The 20364-nt window shown below is 66.4% G+C and carries 18 protein-coding genes; 13 read left to right on the top strand and 5 right to left on the bottom strand.

Annotated elements, in window-relative coordinates; genetic code table 11:
• The first annotated feature begins 169 nt into the window (after positions 1 to 169).
• The 6 genes from nadA (at position 170) to thrH (ending at position 5840) form a co-directional block, all read left to right on the top strand.
• Positions 170 to 1195 (top strand): quinolinate synthase NadA, encoded by a 1026-nt coding sequence (nadA, locus tag ACPDIT_RS06235; protein WP_423442314.1) that lies wholly within the window; start codon positions 170 to 172, stop codon positions 1193 to 1195.
• Between the two features lie 95 nt (positions 1196 to 1290).
• Complete coding sequence (locus tag ACPDIT_RS06230; RefSeq protein ID WP_423442313.1) at positions 1291 to 1950, top strand: ribonuclease HII; 660 nt, start codon at positions 1291 to 1293, stop codon at positions 1948 to 1950.
• Complete coding sequence (locus ACPDIT_RS06225) at positions 1938 to 2393, top strand: YraN family protein (RefSeq protein WP_423442312.1); 456 nt, start codon at positions 1938 to 1940, stop codon at positions 2391 to 2393. Before ACPDIT_RS06230 ends, ACPDIT_RS06225 begins: the two co-directional genes overlap by 13 nt.
• Before the next feature lie 219 nt (positions 2394 to 2612).
• Positions 2613 to 3164 (top strand): hypothetical protein, encoded by a 552-nt coding sequence (locus tag ACPDIT_RS06220; RefSeq protein WP_423442311.1) that lies wholly within the window; start codon positions 2613 to 2615, stop codon positions 3162 to 3164.
• A gap of 715 nt (positions 3165 to 3879) precedes the next feature.
• Positions 3880 to 4749, top strand: coding sequence for an FKBP-type peptidyl-prolyl cis-trans isomerase (locus ACPDIT_RS06215; RefSeq protein ID WP_423442310.1), 870 nt, complete (start codon positions 3880 to 3882; stop codon positions 4747 to 4749).
• A gap of 485 nt (positions 4750 to 5234) precedes the next feature.
• Positions 5235 to 5840, top strand: coding sequence for a bifunctional phosphoserine phosphatase/homoserine phosphotransferase ThrH (thrH, locus tag ACPDIT_RS06210; protein ID WP_423442309.1), 606 nt, complete (start codon positions 5235 to 5237; stop codon positions 5838 to 5840).
• A 64-nt stretch (positions 5841 to 5904) separates the two neighbouring features.
• Here thrH and ACPDIT_RS06205 read toward each other — a convergent pair whose 3' ends face one another.
• Together ACPDIT_RS06205 and ACPDIT_RS06200 are read right to left on the bottom strand one after the other, a co-directional pair.
• Positions 5905 to 6786 carry a homocysteine S-methyltransferase family protein gene (locus ACPDIT_RS06205; RefSeq protein ID WP_423442308.1) on the bottom strand — a complete coding sequence of 294 codons (882 nt, stop codon included), beginning with the start codon at positions 6784 to 6786 and terminating at the stop codon, positions 5905 to 5907.
• A gap of 11 nt (positions 6787 to 6797) precedes the next feature.
• Positions 6798 to 7433, bottom strand: coding sequence for a corrinoid protein (locus ACPDIT_RS06200; RefSeq protein ID WP_423442307.1), 636 nt, complete (start codon positions 7431 to 7433; stop codon positions 6798 to 6800).
• A gap of 434 nt (positions 7434 to 7867) precedes the next feature.
• Between ACPDIT_RS06200 and ACPDIT_RS06195 the strand changes: the two genes are divergently transcribed.
• The gene (locus tag ACPDIT_RS06195) at positions 7868 to 8317 is read left to right on the top strand and encodes a hypothetical protein (protein WP_423442306.1); all 450 of its coding nucleotides are present in this window, start codon (positions 7868 to 7870) and stop codon (positions 8315 to 8317) included.
• Here ACPDIT_RS06195 and purL read toward each other — a convergent pair.
• Positions 8307 to 10661, bottom strand: coding sequence for a phosphoribosylformylglycinamidine synthase subunit PurL (gene purL / locus ACPDIT_RS06190; RefSeq protein WP_423442305.1), 2355 nt, complete (start codon positions 10659 to 10661; stop codon positions 8307 to 8309). The two genes, ACPDIT_RS06195 and purL, sit on opposite strands and share 11 nt — an antisense overlap.
• Before the next feature lie 595 nt (positions 10662 to 11256).
• Here purL and ACPDIT_RS06185 point away from each other — a divergent pair.
• Entirely contained in the window at positions 11257 to 12162 is a 906-nt protein-coding gene (locus ACPDIT_RS06185; protein WP_423442304.1) for an SDR family oxidoreductase, read from the top strand.
• Between the two features lie 56 nt (positions 12163 to 12218).
• Here the strand turns inward: ACPDIT_RS06185 and glmS are convergent, their stop codons facing one another.
• Both glmS and ACPDIT_RS06175 read right to left on the bottom strand, forming a co-directional pair.
• Complete coding sequence (gene glmS / locus ACPDIT_RS06180; protein ID WP_423442303.1) at positions 12219 to 14078, bottom strand: glutamine--fructose-6-phosphate transaminase (isomerizing); 1860 nt, start codon at positions 14076 to 14078, stop codon at positions 12219 to 12221.
• A 57-nt stretch (positions 14079 to 14135) separates the two neighbouring features.
• The gene (locus ACPDIT_RS06175; protein ID WP_423442302.1) at positions 14136 to 14732 is read right to left on the bottom strand and encodes a D-glycero-alpha-D-manno-heptose-1,7-bisphosphate 7-phosphatase; all 597 of its coding nucleotides are present in this window, start codon (positions 14730 to 14732) and stop codon (positions 14136 to 14138) included.
• A gap of 342 nt (positions 14733 to 15074) precedes the next feature.
• Between ACPDIT_RS06175 and ACPDIT_RS06170 the strand changes: the two genes are divergently transcribed.
• Genes ACPDIT_RS06170 through ACPDIT_RS06150 form a run of 5 tightly spaced genes read left to right on the top strand, consistent with a single transcriptional unit; the run spans position 15075 to position 20351 of the window.
• Positions 15075 to 15869 (top strand): 3-keto-disaccharide hydrolase, encoded by a 795-nt coding sequence (locus ACPDIT_RS06170; protein WP_423442301.1) that lies wholly within the window; start codon positions 15075 to 15077, stop codon positions 15867 to 15869.
• Between the two features lie 25 nt (positions 15870 to 15894).
• Entirely contained in the window at positions 15895 to 16422 is a 528-nt protein-coding gene (locus tag ACPDIT_RS06165; RefSeq protein ID WP_423442300.1) for an NADH-quinone oxidoreductase subunit J, read from the top strand.
• On the top strand, positions 16419 to 16730 hold the full coding sequence (nuoK, locus tag ACPDIT_RS06160; protein ID WP_423442299.1) for an NADH-quinone oxidoreductase subunit NuoK: 312 nt from the start codon (positions 16419 to 16421) through the stop codon (positions 16728 to 16730). The genes ACPDIT_RS06165 and nuoK overlap by 4 nt, the downstream gene beginning before the upstream one ends.
• Before the next feature lie 10 nt (positions 16731 to 16740).
• On the top strand, positions 16741 to 18801 hold the full coding sequence (gene nuoL, locus ACPDIT_RS06155; protein ID WP_423442298.1) for an NADH-quinone oxidoreductase subunit L: 2061 nt from the start codon (positions 16741 to 16743) through the stop codon (positions 18799 to 18801).
• Positions 18798 to 20351, top strand: coding sequence for a complex I subunit 4 family protein (locus ACPDIT_RS06150; protein WP_423442297.1), 1554 nt, complete (start codon positions 18798 to 18800; stop codon positions 20349 to 20351). Before nuoL ends, ACPDIT_RS06150 begins: the two co-directional genes overlap by 4 nt.
• Positions 20352 to 20364: the final 13 nt, after the last annotated feature.

The raw sequence follows: 20364 nt of genomic DNA, 5'->3' as shown, positions 1-20364 counted from the left end.
CGGCGCCGCCCGCGTCCACAGGCTGAGCCGGGTGCCACCTGCCGGGATGCAAGCGAGCCTCGCAGACCCCGTGGTTCCGGTCGCGCGATCCGGAAAGGACTCCTCGGCGGGCGTGCCGGCTTGGGAAGGTTCCCTTGAGGGCAGTCCGAGGGGCTGCTAGGTTGGGGCGATGGCAGCGACGATGGCACCGCCGGCAACCCGGGAAACCACAGCGCCTACCGTGGCGAGATCGGCCGAGGCGCAGCGGGAGGTCTTGACGCGCGAGATCCTGGATCTGAAGCGCCGGCTCAATGCGGTCATCCTGGCCCACAACTACCAGGTGCCGGAGATCCAGGATCTGGCCGACTTTGTGGGGGATTCCCTCGGACTGTCGCAACAGGCGGCGCGGACCCGGGCGGACGTGATCGTGTTCTGCGGGGTGCACTTCATGGCCGAGACGGCCAAGATTCTGAACCCCGAGAAGCTGGTGGTGTTGCCGGACAAGGAGGCAGGCTGCTCGCTGGAGGAAAGTTGCCCGGCAGAGGCCCTGGCCGCGCTGCAACGGACGAACCCCAACTTTTACACCATCGCTTACATCAACTGCAGTGCGGCCGTGAAGGCGCTGAGCGACGTGATTTGCACCAGCGGCAATGCGGAGAAAATCGTCCGCGCGGCGCCGGCGGACCGGGACCTGTTGTTCGTACCCGACGAGAACCTGGGCCAGTGGGTCATGGAACAGACAGGGCGTCCGATGACGCTGTGGCGCGGGCATTGTTATGCGCACGTGGAATTCCGGCGGGACAGCCTGTTGCGCCTGAAGGCCCAACATCCGCAGGCGCGAGTGGTTGTGCACCCGGAGTCGTTGCGGGAAGTGCGCGAGCTGGCCGACGTCATCTGCTCCACCGAGAAGATGATTCAATGGTGCAAGGCCAGTCCGGATCGGGAGTTCATCATCGTGACCGAGTCCGGCATTTTGCACCGCCTGCGCAAGGAATGCCCGGACAAGACGTTTTACTGTGCGCCGACGTACGATGTGGGGCGCATGCCGACGGACGCCTGCCGCTGCAGCGAGTGCAAATACATGAAACTCAACACACTGGAGAAGCTGCGCGATTGCATGCGGCGACTGGAACCGCGGATCGAGTTGCCGCGCGACGTGCTGGAGCGGGCGCGGCGGCCCATCGAACGCATGCTGGAGATCTCGGCCCGGCCTTGAACCGCGTGGTTCCCGGGCCGGGGTCACAGGGCTCCTCGGAGGACGCGATGGCGGGGAAGCTCCCGGAGACCGGAAGGGTCGAGGGTGTCCGAATCATGAGTGCTGGCCGGGTGGACCGATTGGAGTGGGAACGCCGGCTGTGGGCGCGGGGGATCCGGTGCGTCGCCGGAATGGACGAGGCGGGGCGGGGTCCTCTGGCGGGCCCGGTGGTGGCGGCTGCGGTGATCCTCCCGATCCGCTGGCGAGAAACGGGGGAGGTGGACCCGGAGTTTGCGGGCCTGAACGACTCGAAACAACTGAGCCCCGCGACCCGCGAAACGCTTTACGATCGCCTGGTGAATCATCCGGAGGTCCGGTTTGCCCTCGGCTGGGCAGATCCGGAGGAAATCGACCGACTGAACATTCTGCGGGCGACGCACCGGGCGATGCAGCGGGCCCTGGCCGGGCTGCAACCGGTGCCGGAGCACGTGCTGGTGGACGGACGACCGGTGCCGGGCTTGCCCGTGCCCCACAGCGCCCTGGTGCGGGGCGACGCGCGCAGTTACTCCATCGCCGCGGCCAGTGTGCTCGCCAAGGTGACGCGGGACAGGTTCATGGTGGAGCTGGACCGCCAATACCCGGGCTACGGATTTGCGGAGCACAAGGGCTATCCGACCCCCCGACACCTGGAGGCGTTGGCACGACTGGGGCCCTGTCCGGCTCATCGGCGGAGTTTCACGCCGGTGCGCACGCGGCAGATGGTATGGCATTTCTGACGGCGGTACGACGTTGGTGGGAGGGCTGGTTCGGCTCCCGGGTCCGGCGGTTCCGGACGCCACCCGAGCACCTGCGGCGGGGCGCCCTGGGCGAGCAAGCGGCCCGGCGCTATTTGGAACGGGCCGGGCTCACCTTCCTGGTGGCAAACTATCGAACCCCGCGAGGGGAACTGGACCTGGTGTTTCGCGACGGGGACTGTCTGGTGTTCGTGGAAGTGAAGACGCGCTCCTCGGAGGATTGGACCCGGCCGGCGGCGGCGGTCGATGCGGAGAAGCGGCGCAGGCTCACCCGAGCAGCGCTCTGGTATTTGCGGCGGATCGGCCACCCGCCCGTCAGGGTTCGCTTCGACATCGTGGAGGTGCTGCTGAAGGAGGGGGTCGTGCAAGAGGTGCGGCATTTGCCCAACAGCTTCGGATTGTCGGGCCCCTGGCGATACGGCTGAGAAGGGGGCGCGAAAACGGCCCGGAAGCGCCCGGGTTCGAAACGTCCGGGCCGGCGCCCCGAAGGGAACGCGCTTGCGCCGCGCACTTCGGGGAAAAGGGCTGGGCTGTTTTTATCACTTTCGCTTGCGCTTTTCCAGAAAAGGCCGATGGTTGGTTAACGCAGCCAGAGGCGAGTGGCCCGCCTTTTCGGCGGCGAAGACCAAACCAGCAGGCGGCGTATGAAACCGGATCCCACACGCGAGCACCCCGCGGAGACGTGGCTGGTAACCGTTCTGTACGATGCACCCGAGGCACGCCAATGCGCGGCCCGGGCTTGTGACGGCCTGGTGCGCCGGTTTTGGTCGCAGATCGAATTCGACCTGACGTGGTGGACCCTGGAGGAGCTGGAAGGGCCGGAAGCCGCAGAAGCCGGACGCCGGTTGCAGAAGACGGACATCGTGGTGGTGGCCCTGGCGGAGCCGCGGCAACTGCGTGCCGGTGTGCTGTCCCGCTTGGAACATTGGTTGCAGCAGCGGGAAGGTCGGGAGGGGGCATTGATCGCCCTGTGCGCCGGGCGAGAGGAGCCACTGCACCGCGTGGAGCCAACGTTGAATGCCATGCTGCATCAGTTGGCACGGCGCACCGGGCTGGACTACTTGAACCAGGCACCGGAATGTCTGCCGGGGCGGTTGCCGGATTCCATCGAGGGTTACACCCGACGCGCGGAGGAGAATACGGACGTGATGCGCAAGATCCTCAGCACGTCGACCACGCCTCCATGGCCGTACTGAGCGCTCTTGAAAATCGGAAGCGCAGAAAGGGAGGGGCCCTTCGGGCCCGGCCACCCGCGAAGGTGGCTGCCCCTCCTGAAGCCAGGCCGGCCCAACCAGCGTACCGGCGATCGACAGGACTCCGGAAGTTTTCCATCCATCGCGGAGCCGGCCCCCGGGGAGAAGATGGGGCGTGACCGGCACTCACCGTCGCAAGCCCCAGCTTGTAAAAGAACCCTCGAAGTGCGTTCTTTTTAACCCTCGGCGAGGTTCTTCGGCGGCCGACCATCAGCAAGGGCGCAGGGGAAATTTACGGCTCGGGCCGACGCCGAAGCGTTGCCCAAGGTCGCTTCAGGAGTTCCCAACCGATGAGCCATCCCTGCGCTCGGCAAAAGGTTGGAAAAGGCAGGCAGCCCCGAACACGCTCGGAGGGGACGGCTTTGGAGCGGCCCGGCTGTCGGGATGACCTTATCCGCCACCGGTGGGGCGGCGTTGGATCGGCATCCCGGGCAAAAGCAAGAGCGACTCCGGTCGATTGACGGGCCCGGAGGGTTTGGAAGAGTTCCGCGTGCGCCCGGGATCGGGAGGCCCGGCGGCAAGCAGGTGTGAAGGCCCGGGAGAGCAAGCCGGACAAACCGACCTGTTCAATGCGCCGGAGGCGCGCGGGCTTGGTCATCATAATTCAGTTGCAAGGGGCCCGCCCTTCCACCACACAATCCGGACAAGTATGCGAACCATGAACCTACGGATTGCCGTTTTCACCGCCGGTCTGGTGCTGGCCGCCGGTTGGGTCGCGGCTCAGGAGACCACCGGTTTCAAGGACGAAAAGGAAAAGATCAGCTACGCCCTGGGCATGAGCCTGGGCAGCAACTGGAAGCGCAATGCCCTGGAGCCGGATCAAGTGTCGCTGGAGGTGGTCATGCAGGGGCTGCGCGACAGTTTGACGGGTGCCCAGACGCGCATGACCGAGGAGGAGATGCGGACCACGCTGCGGGAGTTCAGCAAGTTCATGCAGGCCAAGATGCAGCAAAAGCAGCGGGAGGAGGCGGAGAAGAATCGCAAAGCCGGCGCAGCGTTCCTGGAAGAAAACAAGAAAAAGCCCGGGGTGGTCACGTTGCCCAGCGGCTTGCAGTACCGCGTCATCCAGGAGGGCTCTGGCGACAGTCCCAAAGCCACCGACACGGTCGCCGTGCACTATCGGGGCCGCTTGATCGACGGGACGGAGTTCGACAGCAGTTACAGCCGGGGACAGCCTGCCACGTTCAATGTCAGCGGCGTGATCAAGGGCTGGACCGAGGCGCTGCAGTTGATGAAGCCGGGGGCCAAGTGGGAACTGTTCATTCCGGCCGACCTGGCGTACGGCGACGTGGGGCGGCCGAACATTCCTCCGGGTTCGACGCTGATTTTTGAAGTGGAGCTGATCTCCGTGACAACGCCCGCGCCCGCGAGCACGCCGACCGCGCCGGTGACCAGTGACATCATCAAGGTGCCGTCGGCCGAGGAACTGGCGCGCGGCGCCAAGATCGAGGTCATCAAGGCCGAAGACCTGAAGCGTTTGGAGGAGGAACAGCGCAAAGCCGCCGCCAAGGCTCAGACCAACCAGTAACACCACCGGCTGCGCCTCGTTGAAGACCCGGATGGCCCCGAAGCAGGGCCCCCTTGACCGGGGAAAGTTCGGAGGAGTTTTCCACACGCGGGGTGGCGAGGCTTTCGGTTAACCGGGCCCGGCGCGCGATCTCGTGCGCCGGCTGCCGACGGCATGCCCAGGCCTTGCAGCATCCCCGCGGCAGCCGCTGTTCGGCGCTCCGTGCGGTTCGGTCCCGAAAACCCGGACAGCCGTCGGGTAACGAGGGAGCTTCTCCCGGCTCAAGGCGGGCGGGGAAGGCAATTCCCGGGGTGTGGGCCCGGGGGCACAGCCCTGATGAATCCGCCCGGGAGCGGAGGTTGGGTGCGGGATGCGACGCCGGTGAAACGGGGACGGGGCCGCGGACGCCAAGTGAAAGCAGAAACCCGGCGGGGGCGGGGGGCGAAAGGTCTTCAGAACCCGCAACGCTGGACAGGGGAATCGGGGTTGGGAAAGATTGGGTCACCGTGAAACAATCGTTGGTCACGCTGGATCTGGAGGGTGTGCTGACGCCGGAAATCTGGATTGCCGTGGCGGAGCGGACCGGCATTCCGGAGTTGCGGCGCACCACACGGGACGAGCCCGATTATGACAAGCTGATGCGGGGCCGGCTGGCGTTGCTGAACCAGCACGGTTTGAAGCTCTCCGACATCCAGCGGGTCATCGGCACGCTGGCTCCGCTGCCCGGCGCCCGGGAATTCCTGGATGAACTGCGCTCGTTTGTGCAGGTGATCATCCTGTCCGATACCTTCGAGCAGTTTGCCACGCCGCTGCTACGGCAATTGGGCTGGCCGACGTTGTTGTGTCACCGGCTGGTGGTCGAGGAGGACCGCATCGTGGACTATCAGCTGCGCATCCCGGAGCAGAAACAGCGGGCCGTGGCCGCGTTCAAACTTCTCAATTACCATGTGATCGCGGCCGGCGATTCTTTCAACGATACGGCGATGCTGACGGAGGCCCATGTGGGGTTTCTGTTTCGCGCGCCGGAGAATGTGCGCCGACAGTTTCCCCAGTTCCCCGCTGTGGAAACGTACGAGGAGTTGCTGGCCCGGATTCGAGCGGCGATGACCTGACCGGGGGCGCGCCGTGCGGGCTCCGGGCCGCCGGGCTGCATCGGAGCGGGCGGGGCTTGAAGCCCTACGCTCGATCCAGAACCCGACGCAGGGCGCGGATGAACTCCGGGTCCGTGCCGCAACAGCCTCCCAGGAAATCGGCTCCGGCGGCGCGCAACGCCGGCGCATGGGCCGCAAACGACTCGGGGGTCGTGGTGTACCGGGGGCGGCCGTCCATGAGCTGGGGAAGGCCGGCGTTGGGTTTGATCCAGAGCGGCAGGGAGGATGCGGCCCGGAGCCGTCGGCAGATCGGCAGGAAACCTTCGATGCCCTGCCCACAATTGGCACCGAGCACGTCCGCTCCCGCCGCCTCCAAGGTGCGCGCCACAAGTTCCGGCGGATCACCCATCAGCGTCCGATCCCGCTCCCGGCCCGAGTCGAAGACCATGCAGACGACCACCGGCAATCCGGTGGCTTTGGCGGCGGCCAGCGCCAGTTGGGCTTCCTGCAGATCGCTCATGGTCTCGATGACCAGGGCGTCGGCGCCGGCCTCCGCCAGGGCGGTGGCTTGTTCCTCGAACGCGGCACGCACGTCTTCGGCGGTCACTTCTCCGGCCATCAGCAGTTTGCCGGTGGGACCGATCGAGGCGAACACCGCCGCGCGGCTGCCTGCCGCTTCCCGACTCAACTCGACTCCCCGTCGATTCAAGAGCCCGACCTCCTCGGCCAGGCCGGCGTCGGCCAGTCGAATTCGGTTGGCTCCGAAGGTGTTGGTCAAAATGATCTCGCTGCCGGCTTCAACATACGCTCGAGCCGCGGCACGGACCTGGTCGGGGTGCGTCAGGTTCCAGGATTCGGGGGGCTGGCCGGGAGGCAACCCGCGTTTTTGGAGTTCCGTCCCCCAGGCCCCGTCGGTGAGCACGGGCGCGTGTTGCAGCAGGGCGGCAAGTGCCGGGTGAACGCCCATGGAGCAGGAGCTCAGGCGGCCAGGACGCGCCGCGCTTCTGCCACGGCGCCGACCGCATTGTCGCTGTAGCCATCCGCGCCGATTTCACTGGCAAAGCGCGGAGTCACCGGCGCGCCGCCGACGAGCACTTTCACCGCGGGCCGGAGGCCGGAAGCCTGGAGAAGTTCGATGGTGGTGCGCATGGCGGGCATCGTGGTGGTGAGGAGCGCGGACATGGCCACGATTTTGGCGCCCTTTTCGCGGGCGGTTTCCACGAAGCGTTCGGGCGGGACGTTGACGCCGAGGTCGATGACCTCGAATCCGTTGCCTTCGAGCATGGCGCCGACGAGGTTTTTCCCGATGTCATGGAGGTCGCCCCGCACTGTGCCCAGCACCACGCGTGCCACCGGGGGGACACCGCTGGCGGCCAACAACGGGCGCACCAGGCTCAGCGCGGCTTTCATGGCCCGGGCGGCAATGAGCAATTCGGGCACAAAAAACTCATTGCATTCGAAGCGCCGGCCGGTCTCCGCCATGGCGGGGATCATGTACTGATTGACCAAGGTCAACGGATCCACGCCCGCGGCCAGGGCCTGTTCGGTGAGGGTGCGTGCGGTGTCAGCATCCCCGTTGAGGATGGCGTCCCGGAGTCGGTCGAGGCTTTCCATAGATCACACTCCGTTTTGCAGGCACGCTGAGGGATGACGTGCCGCAGGGTCAAGTCTGTTCCGACGGTTGCGGCGGATCAGACCCGGCGCGGGCTCTGGCCCGGAAGGTGGACAATTGCGTCGGGGCAGCTTGCCCGTGCCTGTGGGCGGAACCAAATGTCGTTTACCCAGCCCACCCGAAGGCAGCCCTGGAAGGCGGGTTCGGAGCCGGTCGCTGGGTGCGACCCCTTCGGCGCCGGTTTGGTCCGAACCCGCCCGGACAAATCGAGCCCCCCGGTCTGCCGGGGCATTCGCCGGGGTTCTCTCGGGCCGGCCGAAGCCGTAGGAGAGGCCTGATCAGGCTGGCCCTGGCTCCCGACCGATTTCGTCCTGCATCAGCGGGGATTGCCCTCTTTTTGACATGGCCGCCGGACCGGCCTATGGGTGAGGCAGGTGTGAACGAGGCACTGTTTCCATCGGGTCCGTGGACCGGTTTCTACAATTACCGGCCCGGTGACCGGCACCGGATGGACCTGGAACTCACCTTCCGAGAGGGCCGGATGGAAGGGGTCGGGGTGGACGATATCGGTCGCTTTGTCGTACGGGGCCGCTACGACGCCGAGAGCCTGGAGTGTTGGTGGACGAAGACATACATCGGCGGCCACGACGTCTTCTATCGCGGGTTCCGCGAGGGACGGGGCATTTGGGGGACGTGGGAGATCCCGCCCTTCAATCACGGCGGGTTCCACATCTGGCCGTGCACCGAAGGGGACGCACTGGAGGCACAGGAAGCGCAAGAGGCATCCGTGCCCGATGCCCTTCGGGCCGTCCGGGACAGGGTCGCACCGGAGGGCCGTGGCGCACGGTTGAGCGAGGGAGGCTGGACAGGGCGTTTCAACCCATGAGCCGGGCCAGGGAGTTCCACCACAAATCATGCAGCTCGGCCACGGGCCAGCGCCAGGCGCTGGCTCCCGCGCGCAGGACCAGCTCCGATCCTCCGACCCGTCCCAGGCGTGTGACGGGCACGCCCAGCAGCCGGGCGCGCTCGGTGATCTTGGCTTCCTCCAGCGGCGCGCAGGTGACCACGACGCGGGACTGCGTTTCCCCGAACAGCAGCGCATCCAGGCGCGGTCGAACTTGCGAGGCGTTCGACTCGAGCAGCGGAGTCAGATCCACGTCCGCTCCGATCAACCGCGGGGTGTGCCGGGCAATCTGCTGGCTGATGCAGCTTTCGGCCAGGCACACGGCCAACCCGCCTTCGCTGCAGTCGTGGGCACTCTTGATGCCCCCGGCCCGGATCAGACCCACCAGCGCGCTGTGAAGAGTGGAGGCCGTCGAGAGACAACACCGCGGCGGCCGACCGGTTTTTCGACCCAGGGCGATTTGCATCCAGGCGCTGCCGCCCATCCCTTGCAGCGGATCTTCCAGATCCACCGGTTGACCCAGCAGCAGGATGACATCGCCCTCGTCCTTGAACCACTGGGTGGTGATGTGAGCGGCCTCCTCGATGAGCCCCACCATCACCACGGTCGGCGTGGGATCGATCGGGCCACGCGGGCTTTGGTTGTACAGCGAGCAGTTGCCGCCGGTTACGGGTACTTGCAGGGCGCGACACGCCTCGGCCATGCCGCGCACGCTCTCGCTCAGTTGCCAGAACAAATCCGGATGGAGCGGGTTCCCGAAGTTGAGATTGTCCGTGACGCCGATGGGCACGGCGCCGCTGCAGGCCAGGTTGCGGGCGGCTTCCACCACGACCGCTTTCCCCCCTTCGTAAGGGTCCAGCAGGACGTAGGCGGCGTTGCCGTCCGCGGAAACGGCCAGGTATTTCTCGGGCACGGGGCGTTCCGGCACATGGGCCGGCGCCGGCGGCAGACAGTCCGGCTTGATCCGCAACACGGCCGCGTCGCTCCCCGGACAAACGACGGTGTTGTTGCGTACCATGTGGTCGTACTGGCGGTAGACCCAGTTCTTGGAGGCGATGGAGGGCCAGGCCAGCAGCTTGCGCAACGCGGCGGATACATCGTCGGGCTGCGGGAGTTGTTCGAGCCGGAAGGCGTGGGCCTCGGCCAGCCAGGCGGGAGGGCGGCCCTGCCGGTGGTATACCGGCGACTCGTTGGCGATCTTGGCGGCCGGGATGTCGGCCACCACACGTCCCTGATGTTTGACCACCATCCGGCCCGTGTCGGTCACGACCCCGATCTCCGCCCAGGGTAGCTCCCATTTCTCGAAAATCCGGCGGACTTCTTCCTCGCGTCCCTTGTGAACGATGACCAGCATGCGTTCCTGGGACTCGCTGAGCATGATTTCGTAGCTCGACAGGTTCGGAACGCGTTGGGGCACTTTGTCCAGATCGATCTCGATGCCGGTGCCGGCACGGGCGGCGGTTTCACAAGTCGAACAGGTCAGCCCCGCGGCGCCCATGTCCTGGATGCCCGCCACGGCGCCCGTGGCCAGCAATTCGAGGCAGGCTTCGCAGACCAGCTTTTCCATGAAGGGATCGCCCACCTGCACCGCGCCCCGCTGCAGTTCGGCAGATTCCTCCGTCAAGTCCTGGGAGGCAAAAGCGGCGCCGGCCAGGCCGTCCCGGCCGGTCGGTGGACCCACGTAAAACACCGGATTCCCGATTCCCTGCGCCCGCGCCCGGGCGATCTGCTCATGCCGAAGCACGCCAAGGCAGAAAACATTGACCAGCGGATTGCCCTCGTAGGAACGGTCGAAGTACACCTCCCCCGCCAGGGTGGGAATGCCGAAGCAGTTGCCGTAGTGGGCGATGCCCGAGACCACCCCGGCAAAAAGCCGGCGATTGTTCGCAGCCGCCGCGTCCCTAGCCGCCTCTTCCGTCAACGGGCCGAACCGCAACGAGTTCACCGCGCAAATCGGCCGCGCGCCCATGGTGAAAATGTCCCGAATGATGCCACCCACACCAGTGGCGGCACCCTGAAACGGCTCCACCGCGCTGGGATGGTTGTGCGACTCCACCTTGAACGCCACCGCCAGGCCGTCCCCGATGTCCACGATGCCGGCGTTCTCCTCGCCAGCGCCCACCAGCACCCGCGGCGACCGGGTGGGGAACAGCTTCAGCAGCGGCCGGGTGTTCTTGTAGCTGCAATGCTCGCTCCACATCACGGAGAAAATGCCCAACTCCGTGTACGTGGGCGGCCGGCCCAGGATCTGCAGGATCTGGGCGTACTCCTCCGGCGTTAAATTGTGTTGCGCCACCAATTCGGGCGTAATCTCGGGTTCATTCATGACGACCAACTCCGTCTGCCCAAAACGGACCCCCACAATGCGGCCTGGGCCCCTCGGAAACAAGCCCGGGTTGACTCGTCACAGGACCGGCTCCAGCCCTCGTTCATGGCTCCGGATCCCCCGCGGCGCCGCCGGCCGCCAGCGCAAGGGAATATGGATGCCCCGCTCACCCACAAATCCGGGACGCACGCACAACAGCGGCAGCCAATCACGGGGCATGCGTGAAGCCCCGGGGAACGCTGTTCTCGCGCCCTTCCGGGCTCGAAGCCCGGCCCCAACCGCGGCCCTCGCGAAGCAGTTGCCGGCCATCGAATGCGTCCGCCAAAACCGGTCCGGGCAACCGCAAGCCTGCCCGGCGGCGGAGTGGGCCGCAGCGTTTCCGTGGGGGCAAAGGAATCAGAGGGGCCCAATCCCCGCTGGCTGGATCTGCGACTCTGCGACACTGAAGCCGCCGCGGGACACGAGAGGCTCGTGCTTGGCCGGCACAGTTGCCCTGCCAGCAGCACTCCTTGAAGCGCGCGAGCCGGGGTGAAGGAAGGCGTTGCGCGAGGCGGCCGCAAGTGGGCAGCCTTTCACCACACGGAGCCACAGGAAGATGAACACGCTGATCGTGGGTTGCGGGTACCTGGGAACGGCGCTGGGAGAAGAGCTCGCGCGCCGGGGACACACCGTGTGGGGCATGCGCCGGTCGGCGGATGGGGACGCCGTCCTGACCGGGGCCGGGATCCGGCCTGTGCATGCCGATGTCACCCGGCCGGGTTGGTCGGGCGTTTTGCCGGAGCCGGTGCATTGGGTGGTGTACTGTGCGGCGCCGGCCAGCGGGGATCCTGCCGGCTATGCAGCCGTGTACGGCGCCGGTGTCCGCCGGGTCGTAGAGGAATTGCTCGGCCATCCGGTGCGGAGGGCCGTGTACACCAGCAGCACCGGGGTCTATGCCGAAGCCCGGGGCGGCTGGGTCACCGAAGAGAGTGCGACCGCAGCGTTCGAGGAGAAAGGTCAATGGTTGCTGGCGGCGGAGCGGACCTGGCTGGAAGCGGCACAGAGCGCGGCCTGGCGACCGGTAGTGCTGCGCGTTTCCGGCATGTACGGCGCGGGGCGGGGCTATTACATACGGCGGTTTTTCGAGGGACCGGGTCTCGGCCCGGAGGAGGCAGATCGCTGGATCAATCAGGTGCACCGCGACGACGTGGTGACAGCCGTGATCTGCGCGTTGGAACATGCGGAACCCGGAGCGGTGTACAACGTCACGGACGACGAACCGGTTCAGCTGGGCCGCCTGTTTGCATGGTTGGAGGAGCGGACCGGACGCCCCGCACCCGCCGGGGGCGCGCCGGGAGAGGTGCGGCGACGTCCGGGCAGCGGGAACAAGCGAGTGAGCAATGCCCGAATCAAGACAGAACTGGGCTGGCGGCCGCGATATCCGACGTTTCGAGAAGGATATGAGGCCGAGTTGATCCGGCTAAAGCGGACGAGGCCAGTCCCGAGCGATGAGCACACGTGAGCCGGGTGCGGCCTCCTGCCCCGCCCGCGAGCGATCTGGACGGCCCGCCCGCACCCTTATTCCACCGTGACGCTCTTGGCGAGGTTGCGGGGCTTGTCCACGTCGCAGCCGCGCAGGAGGGCCACGTGATAGGCAAAAAGCTGGAGGGGGATCACGGTCAGCAGGGGCTGCAGACAGTCCAGCGTGGGCGGCACGTAGATGACGTCGTCGGCCTTCTGGCGGATCTGGCGGTCTCCGGCGGTGGCGACGGCGAGAATCGGCCCGTTGCGGGCTTTGATTTCTTCGAGGTTGCTGAGATTTTTCTCGTAGAGCGCGTCCCGCGGGATGACGAAGACGCTGGGAAACTCGGGAGAGATCAGCGCGATGGGCCCGTGTTTCATTTCTGCCGAGGGATAACCCTCGGCGTGGATGTAGGAGAGTTCCTTGAGTTTGAGGGCTCCTTCGAGCGCCACCGGGTAGTTGAACTGGCGGCCCATGTACAGGAAATCGGTGAATCGATAATACTTTTTGGCCAGCCGAATGATGCCGGGCTCGGCCTGGAGGATCCTCTGAACCTTGGCAGGGATGGTTTGGAGGGCGCGCACAAGGCGGCGGCCCTCGGCCAGGGAAAGTCGGCCACGCTGCCGTCCCAGGCTCAGGGCCAGGAGGGTCAGCTGCAGCAGCTGCATGGTGAAGGCCTTGGTGGAGGCGACGCCGATTTCGGGCCCGGCCCGCATGTAGAGGACCCAGTCGGATTCCCGGGCGAGGGTGGAGCCGACCACGTTGACGAGGGCGAGCGTGCGGACCCCCTGTTGTCGGGCCAGGCGCGTGGCGGCCAGGGTATCGGCGGTTTCTCCGGACTGGGAGATGGCGATGACGAGCGAATCAGGTTCGAAGGGCCGGTTGCGATACCGCATTTCGCTGGCGCATTCCACCTCGGTGGGGATGCCGGCGAGGTTCTCGAGCAGGTACTCTCCGGCGAGGGCGGCGTGCCAACTGGTGCCGCACGCGACCAGCACGATGCGGCGGAGGCGGGCCAGTTCGTCCAGGTGGGGTGTGAGGCTCTCGAGTTCCGCGGTGCCCTCGCGCGGGCGCAGCGCCCGCTGGAGTTCGTCGGCGAGGCGGCCGGGCTGCTCATGAATCTCCTTGAGCATGTAGTGCGGGAACCGGCCCAGTTCGGCCTCCTCGGCTGACCATTGAACCGTTTCCACGGGGCGCTCGACCGGTTGGGTACCGGCCCAGAGTTGGTAACGGTCAGCAAATAGCAGGACGATGTCCCCGTCGTGGAGGTAGATGACCTGCCGGGTGTGGGGGAGAATGGGGGAGACATCGCTGGCGAGGAAGTTTTCGCCCCGGCCCAGGCCCAGCACCAGCGGCGAGCCCCGCCGGGCACCCACAAGGCAGTGGTCCAGGTCGGCGTGCAGGACGGCGATGGCGTAGGTGCCCTCGGCCCGGGCGGTTGCCAGTTGCACGGCCGTGACCAGTTGCTCGGGCCCGGGCCGCTGGCCGCGAGGGACGAGCCGGTCGAGCTCCTGGCCAATGAGGTGCGCCAGCACCTCGGTGTCGGTTTGGGACTGAAAATGATGGCCCGCCTCCACCAGCCGGCGACGCAGGTCGGCGTAGTTTTCGATGATCCCGTTGTGCACGATCACCAAGCGACCGGACTGGTCGAGGTGCGGGTGAGCATTGGCATCGCTGGGGAGGCCGTGCGTGGCCCAGCGGGTGTGACTGATCCCGAGCTGCCCGTGCAGCGGTTGCGCGCGGACCGCGGCGATCAACGCGTCCACACGGCCCACGCACTTGCGCAGCTGGAGGCCGGATCCGTCCAGGGTACAAATGCCCGCGGAATCGTAGCCGCGGTACTCCAGACGCTTGAGCCCATCCAAAAGAATCGGGGCGGCATCGCGCCGTCCCACGTAACCCACGATCCCACACATAACGTTTGCTGGCTGTCTCTTCGCTGTGTCCGTCCCGAGCCGCCGATGCTGATGCCTTCAACGGACCGAGTGGGACGAGGCCTGTTGCCTCGTCCGCTGCGCCCGGTCCTTGAGAATCCAATCGGCCGCGGCCGCCAGATCTTGAACGACTGCCAGACTGCCCCGGGGTGGGCTTGGCAGCGCGCGAGCCGTTTCCATGCCATAGCCGGTCAGCACCAGAATAGAAGCCCGGACCCCGGCGTTCCAGCCGCATTCAAGATCGGCCAGTTTGTCGCCGATCATGTAGCTCTGGCCCAGGTCGATCTGGTACTGCTGGCTGGCCAGCAGTAGGAAGTGGGGAGACGGTTTGCGGCCGGGGCTGGGTTGGTCCGGCGCCTCCGGGGCGATGTAAATGTCGGAAAAACGTACGTCGTAGGGGGCAAGCAATCGCGTCAGGTGCTCATGGACCCGGGCCACGTCGTGCAGCGTGAAGTAACCGCGGCCGACGCCGGACTGATTGGTGACCAGGAAGAGCAGAAACCCGGCCTGTCGCAGCCGTTGCAAGGCCGTCGCCGCCCCCGGCAACAGCCGAACCTCTTCCGGCCTGTGGAGATAGTGCCGCTCTTCGATCAAGGTTCCGTCGCGGTCCAGAAACACAGCAGGGTGCGCTGGCATCAAAGCCAGTGTCCGGAGAGCGGGGCGCAGGCGCCAACTTTTTCTGAAGCTGCCCAGGGCAGCGGCCTGAGCGGCCGCCGCGGGGCACGGCCCATGCGCCACCCCGACGCCGTTGGAGCCGAGGCCAGCCGGCGGGCGTGTTCCTTTCCCGAGGACGCAGCCGACCGGTGGTTTCAAGCAGGTCCCCGCAAGATCCCGCGGCCGGCGCGGGGTTGGATGCGGGCTCGACTGGCGCGCCGGGTGCGATAGAGTGAGGGCCATCCGACCTCCTTGAGCTCGGCGCGAACGCACCGGGCAGGGAAGGGGAGCAGGGCAACCGATATGTGCAGGAGACTCAAACCCATGGCGTGGGCCACGTTGCTGGCAGCAGCGGGTTGGACAGGATGCAGCTCGCCGGATCCGGTGGCCGGAGGTCGTCCTGCAGCGGCCGCGCCGGCCGTGGACGTGACCCGCACCGCAGCCGCGGTGGAGGCACCGGTGCCGCCCGCGGCCCGAAGTGTCTCGGACATTCTGACCCGGGCAGCCGCGCAACCGGCAGCGCAATGGCCGGGGGAGGGCTGGCGCGCCCTGTTCGACGGCCGTTCCCTCGAGGGGTGGTTGGAGATTCCCTACGCGGGCCGCGGCGAACTGGAGTTGCGAAACGGACTGCTGGTGATGGGCATGGGCAGCCCCTTCACCGGCATTCGATACACGAATGCATTCCCGAAAATGAACTACGAGATCGCCGTGGAGGCCATGCGCGTCACGGGATCCGATTTCTTCTGCGGATTGACCGTGCCGGTGGGCGATTCGCACTGCAGTTTGATCGTAGGCGGTTGGGGCGGCGGGCTGGTGGGGATTTCCAGTTTGGACGGCTACGACGCCTCGGAAAACGAGACGACGAAGTTCATGGGCTTCGAGAAGGGACGATGGTACCGCATCCGTATGCGCGTGACGGAGGAACGGTTGGAGGCGTGGATTGACGAGGAGCAGGTGGTCAACGTGGACACGCGCGGTCGGCGGATCTCGGTGCGCCCGGGCGACATCGAGGAGTGCATCCCGCTCGGCATCGCCTGCTGGCAGACCATGGCTGCCATCCGGGAGGTGCGTTGGCGGCCCGTGACGGGCCCGGCCAGCCCGTTGAAAGGCGGACGATGAGAGCGCGGGAGGGAGGGCCCGAGGCATGAGTGTGGTGTTTGGACTCACGGCGCTGCTGACGCTGGCCAGTGCGCTTGCCGCGGTGATGTTGCGGAATTTGATTCACGCGGCCCTGGCGCTTGCGGTGACGTTTGCAGGAGTGGCAGCGGTCTATCTGCAGTTGGGCGCAGAGTTTCTGGGGTTTGCGCAGGTCCTCATTTACATCGGGGCGGTGGCGATCCTGATCGTCTTTGCGGTGCTGCTGACGCGGGGGGGCGAAGTGCCGGTCGGCGGAGTGCATGCGAGCCGGTGGTGGGTCGGGGCGCTGGTCGCGCTGGCGGTTTTGGCGACGGTGGGATGGGCCACATCCTCGATGGCGCTCCCGCGGGAGTTGCAAACCACGCCCCCGACGCTGGCCGTGGGCCGGTTGGGAGAGGCTTTGATGGGCCGCTGGGTGGTGGCGCTTCAGGTGCTGGGCGTCCTGCTGACCGCCGCATTGATCGGGGCCGTTTTATTGGCGTGGCGGGGGGGAGCCGGCGACGGGCCGAAGACAGGATCGGAGGCGCACTCATGACTCCGCTGACGGGCTATTTGCTCCTGAGCACCGGCCTGTTCGCCATCGGGTTGGCCGGGGTGCTGACGCGCCGGAACGCGATTGCCGTGCTGATCGGGGTGGAGTTGATGTTGAATGCGGCAAATCTGAATTTTGTGGCGTTCTGGCGGTACGGGGCCGCGGGAGACTTTCTGACGGGGCCGACGTTTGTGTTGTTCGCGATTGCAGTGGCGGCTGCGGAGGCGGCGGTCGGGTTGGCCCTGGTCATTGCCGTGTACCGGCACTATCGGACGGCGAACGTGGACGAAGTGGACCGACTGAAAGGCTGAGGGCGGAGGCATGGAAGGGTGGGTGGAGTGGTTGTGGTTGATTCCGGCGCTGCCGCTGGGCGCGGCGGCGGTCAGTGCCCTGTTGCCGCGGGTGTGTCGGCGCACGGCGGCCGGCCTGGCCATTGCCAGTCTCGCCGTGGCCCTCGGGCTGTCGGTGGGGGCGTTCGTGGAGACGCTGGCCTGGGAACCGGGCGCCCGGCAGGTCTGCAACGTCCGCTGGCTGGAGTTCGCCGCCGGTGAGGCCGGCGTGTTGTGGCTGGGCTGGGTGCTGGATCCTTTGTCGGCCGCAATGCTCGTCATGGTCTCGGGGGTGGGTCTGCTGATCTTCGTGTACAGCCTGGGGTACATGGCGCACGACGAGAATTTTACGCGATTCTTCTGTTTCTTGTCGCTGTTTGCGGCCGCGATGCTCGGGTTGGTCATGGCCAACAGTCTGGTGGGACTGTTCATTTGCTGGGAACTGGTGGGGCTTACGTCGTACTTGCTGATCGGGTTTTGGTATCGCAAGCCGGCGGCCGCGGCGGCGGCGAAGAAGGCATTTATCACGACCCGCGTGGGGGACATGGCGTTTCTGCTGGGGCTGGTGTGGTGGTTCGGCAGTACGGGAACGCAGCTGTTCTTTGACGGGGGCCGCGGATGTCTGGAGGCGACCGCATTGCAGCAGGTGACGAGGGAAACCGCGCTGTGGGGCCTGACGGCCAACACTGCGATCGGGTTGCTGCTGTTTGCGGGCGCGGTGGGGAAATCCGGGCAACTGCCGCTGCACGTGTGGCTACCGGATGCCATGGAAGGGCCCACCCCTGTGAGCGCCCTGATTCACGCGGCCACCATGGTCGCGGCCGGCGTGTTTCTGATGGCCCGCGTGTACCCGTTGTGGGGGGAACCGGCGGGCGAGGGGATTTCTGCGGTGGCGCACGTGGTCGCCTGGGTGGGTGCCCTGACGGCCGTGTTTGCCGCCGCAGTGGCGGTGGCGCAGGACGACATCAAACGCATTCTGGCCTACTCGACGATCTCGCAACTGGGGTACATGATGCTGGGTCTGGCCACGGGTGGAGTTGCGGTGGGAATGTTCCATCTGCTGACCCACGCCTGCTTCAAGGCGTTGTTGTTTCTGGGAGCAGGCTCCGTGATCCACGGATGCGCGGAGGAACAAAACATCTGGCGGATGGGCGGGCTGGGCCGACGAATGCCGTTGACCTTTGTGACCTACGCGGTCGGCATGCTGGCGTTGGCCGGGTTCCCATTGGTGTTTTCGGGGTTCTGGAGCAAGGAGGAGATTCTGCACGCGGCCCACGGATGGCGCGGGTCGGAAGGACCGTTCTGGTTGGCGCTGACCGGCGTCTGCCTGACCGCGTTCTACATGACCCGTCAGGTCGTGCTGGTGTTTGCGGGCGAGCGCTTCCGTGGAAGTGGCCGGGAGGCCGAGGGTTCGGCTGAACCCCACGAAAGTCCACCCATCCTGACGGCCCCGCTGCTGGCCCTGGCGGCCCTGTCGGTGGGTGCCGGGTTTGTCGGAACGCCCGCCTGGCCATGGCTTCAAGGTTATTTGGAAGGTCGGGCGGTGGCCGTGGACTGGGGACGGTTGTTTTCGGGTGAATTCTGGGGGCTGGCGGCGGTTTCCGGGGCGCTGGTGATGTTGGGCATGGGACTGGGCGGTTGGCTGTACGGCCGGCGCCAGGTGCGGGAGGCGTTGCGGGATCCGTTGGAACGGCTGCCGGCGGCGGTCTGGCCGGCCCTGCGCAACAAGCTCTGGGTGGACGAACTTTACGAGCGCACCGTGGTGGCCGGGCTGGCTCGCGTGTCGAACTGGTGCGATCGGATGGACCGGTGGGTTTGGGGCGGGATCGTGCAGGCGGTGGCCCTGATGACCGCTGCGGTGGCCCTGCTGGGTCGGCGCACGGACGAGGTCGTGGTGAACGGCGCGTTCGATCAGGTTTGCGAGGGATTGCGCCGGCAGGGGAGGGGTTTGTCGGCGTGGCAGAATGGTCGGGTCCACCGCTACCTGGGGACGCTGGCAGGGGCGTTTGTCGTGCTGGTGTGGTGGCTGGTGTGGGGAGGAGGCAGCCGATGAGGCCGTTTCCCTGGTTGACGGTGTTGACGCTGATTCCGCTGTGCGCCGGGTTGGGCGTGATGCGGTGGGGAGTCGCGCGTGCGCGGCTGGCGCGCTGCGTCGCGATCGGTGCATGGGCGATGACACTCGTCCTTGTGCTGGGGTTGGGCGCGGCGGTGGATCTGCAGTCCGGGGCGTTACAGGCGGTGGAGCGGTACCCGTGGGTCCCGGCCCTCGGCATCGAGTATTACGTGGGCGTGGACGGATTGAGCTGGGTGATGTTGCTGCTGACCGTGCTGGTAACGGGCATGGCACTGGTGGCCATGGAGGGGATCCGCGAGCGGCCGCATTTGTTTTACGGGCTGGTGCTGTGTCTGATGGCCGGTTTGTTTGGGACGTTCACCGCGCTGAACTTCGTCCACTGGTTCTTGTTCTGGGAGTTGAGTTTGATTCCTGCGTTCTTTCTGGTGCGCCTCTGGGGAGGACCGCAGCGGCAGTGGGCCGCGCTGCAATTCTTTCTGTTCACGCTGGCGGGCAGCGTGGCGATGTTGCTCGGGTTCTTGGCGCTCTTTCTGGCCAGCGGCCAGATGAACTTTCCCGAACTGTCCCAGTGGGCACGCGAGGGACGGTTGTGGTCGGCCCTCGAAGAACGCTGGGGCGGTGGAAACGCAACGGGCGGTGTGTGGGCGACTCTCGTGTTTTTGGGCGTGTTGGCCGGGCTGGCGGTGAAAGTCCCGATGATGCCCTTGCATACCTGGCTGCCGCAGACCTATGCGGAGGCGGTGCCACCGGTGAGCATGCTGCTCACGGGGGTGATGTCCAAGATGGGCGTGTACGGCCTGGTTCGCGTGTTGTTGCCCGTGTTCGGGGAACCGATGCGGGCGGCGGGACCCTGGCTGCTGGGGCTGGCGGTGTGGACGGTGGTGGTCTCGGCATGCGCGGCGCTGGTGCAAAGAGACCTGAAGCGGATGCTGGCATATTCCTCGGTCAATCATCTGGGGTATTGCCTGTTGGGGGTGTTCGCGGTGGCGGCAGCGGGAGAAACAACCGGCTCGGAGGTCCATCGGGCGGCCGCGCTCAATGGTGTGGTGTTGCAAATGTTCAACCACGGACTCACCGCAGCCACCTTGTTTTGGTGTGTGGGTCTGCTGGAGGCGCGGAGCGGGGGACGCCGCGGTATCGAGGATTTTGGAGGATTGCGCGCTGCCGCCCCGGTGTTTTGCGGGCTGATGGGGATCGCGGTGTTTGCGTCGCTGGGATTGCCGGGCCTGAACGGTTTTGTGGGGGAGTTTCTGATCTTCCGGGGTGTCTTTCCGCTGGTGCCCTGGGCGGCGGTCCTGGCAGTGCCGGGGCTTCTGGTCACGGCGGTGTTCCTGCTTACGATGATGCAGCGGGTCTTTCACGGGCCTCTACGGCCGGAATGGTCGGGGTGGCCCGATCTGAGCTGGCGAGAGCGGGTCGGTTTGGGCGTGCCCGTGGCGCTGATGTTTGTGCTGGGGGTGTGGCCGCAGGCGTTGCTCCAGTGGATCAATCCGTTCGTGGTGCGGCTGCTGGAGGGCCTGCGGTTTTGAGGAAGACCCGGGT

This window comes from Limisphaera sp. VF-2 (assembly GCF_049537125.1).
In the GTDB taxonomy this organism is placed as follows: domain Bacteria; phylum Verrucomicrobiota; class Verrucomicrobiia; order Limisphaerales; family Limisphaeraceae; genus Limisphaera.
Note: the sequence above shows the minus strand (reverse complement) of the source record. Positions and strands in the feature narration are given on the sequence as shown.

Excerpts from the sequence above, each read along its gene's own strand:
- nadA (WP_423442314.1), top strand. The coding sequence starts at position 170 with ATGGCAGCGACGATGGCACCGCCGGCAACCCGGGAAACCACAGCGCCT.
- ACPDIT_RS06230 (WP_423442313.1), top strand. The coding sequence starts at position 1,291 with ATGAGTGCTGGCCGGGTGGACCGATTGGAGTGGGAACGCCGGCTGTGG.
- ACPDIT_RS06225 (WP_423442312.1), top strand. The coding sequence starts at position 1,938 with ATGGCATTTCTGACGGCGGTACGACGTTGGTGGGAGGGCTGGTTCGGC.
- ACPDIT_RS06220 (WP_423442311.1), top strand. The coding sequence starts at position 2,613 with ATGAAACCGGATCCCACACGCGAGCACCCCGCGGAGACGTGGCTGGTA.
- ACPDIT_RS06215 (WP_423442310.1), top strand. The coding sequence starts at position 3,880 with ATGAACCTACGGATTGCCGTTTTCACCGCCGGTCTGGTGCTGGCCGCC.
- ACPDIT_RS06205 (WP_423442308.1), bottom strand. The coding sequence starts at position 6,786 with ATGGGCGTTCACCCGGCACTTGCCGCCCTGCTGCAACACGCGCCCGTG.
- ACPDIT_RS06200 (WP_423442307.1), bottom strand. The coding sequence starts at position 7,433 with ATGGAAAGCCTCGACCGACTCCGGGACGCCATCCTCAACGGGGATGCT.
- purL (WP_423442305.1), bottom strand. The coding sequence starts at position 10,661 with ATGAATGAACCCGAGATTACGCCCGAATTGGTGGCGCAACACAATTTA.
- ACPDIT_RS06185 (WP_423442304.1), top strand. The coding sequence starts at position 11,257 with ATGAACACGCTGATCGTGGGTTGCGGGTACCTGGGAACGGCGCTGGGA.
- glmS (WP_423442303.1), bottom strand. The coding sequence starts at position 14,078 with ATGTGTGGGATCGTGGGTTACGTGGGACGGCGCGATGCCGCCCCGATT.
- ACPDIT_RS06175 (WP_423442302.1), bottom strand. The coding sequence starts at position 14,732 with ATGCCAGCGCACCCTGCTGTGTTTCTGGACCGCGACGGAACCTTGATC.
- ACPDIT_RS06170 (WP_423442301.1), top strand. The coding sequence starts at position 15,075 with ATGGCGTGGGCCACGTTGCTGGCAGCAGCGGGTTGGACAGGATGCAGC.
- ACPDIT_RS06165 (WP_423442300.1), top strand. The coding sequence starts at position 15,895 with ATGAGTGTGGTGTTTGGACTCACGGCGCTGCTGACGCTGGCCAGTGCG.
- nuoK (WP_423442299.1), top strand. The coding sequence starts at position 16,419 with ATGACTCCGCTGACGGGCTATTTGCTCCTGAGCACCGGCCTGTTCGCC.
- nuoL (WP_423442298.1), top strand. The coding sequence starts at position 16,741 with ATGGAAGGGTGGGTGGAGTGGTTGTGGTTGATTCCGGCGCTGCCGCTG.
- ACPDIT_RS06150 (WP_423442297.1), top strand. The coding sequence starts at position 18,798 with ATGAGGCCGTTTCCCTGGTTGACGGTGTTGACGCTGATTCCGCTGTGC.